Genomic DNA, 639 nt, shown 5'->3' with positions numbered 1-639 from the left:
CTATGGTCAGGCCGGTGGCGGCGAGGCAACCGTCGACCAGGTGCGGGCGGTACTGGATTTTCTTGAGGCTGCGTTTAACGGCGGTGGCCATCTGGTCGAGGTTCGCGGCGGCGAGGTTGCCGATCGTCCGTTTCACCAGGGACCAGACTCCTTCCTGCGGGTTGAGGTCAGGTGCGTAGGCAGGGAAGTGGAAGACCGTCAGCCAGTCCTCGCTCGCCGCGATGAACTCCTTCATCTGCGGCATCAGGTGAGTACGCAGGTTGTCCCAGACGAGGACGATGGGCCACCGAGTTGGATGTGTGCCCGCACGATCAGGTCGCGGTAGTCCTGCCAGGTGAAGCCCTTGGGCTCCCCCTTGCGACCCCGATGGACGCGGAATCTGCAGATCAGCCGTGAACGCTCGCCGGCCTGAAGCAGGTCATCCCGGCCATGGAGACGCCTCCGGAGCCCCGGCCGCGCACTGTGATCACCGGTGTCCGGCCGATCCGGCCCCAGGTCCTGGCCGTGGCGGCTTCAGCGACTGACTGGCCTCGTCCTCGCAGACGATCCAGGCCCCGTGGGCCGCCGCGGTGCTTTTACCCGCGGCCACACCTCCTTCTTCCACAGCTCGACCGCCTCGTCGTCACGCTCGACCGCCCG

1 protein-coding gene is annotated in these 639 nt (G+C 66.8%); it reads right to left on the bottom strand.

The annotated features are described in order from the left end of the window. A partial coding sequence (locus ACLJWH_RS41970; RefSeq protein ID WP_411147075.1) for a transposase occupies positions 1-244 on the bottom strand: 244 nt, incomplete at its 3' end. Positions 245-639 lie beyond the last annotated feature (395 nt).

The sequence above is a fragment of the Streptomyces sp. x-80 genome (assembly GCF_046549095.1).
Classification (GTDB): Bacteria; Actinomycetota; Actinomycetes; order Streptomycetales; family Streptomycetaceae; genus Streptomyces; species Streptomyces celluloflavus.
The sequence above is the reverse complement of the archived record's forward strand: the minus strand, read 5'-3'. Positions and strand labels throughout refer to the sequence as shown.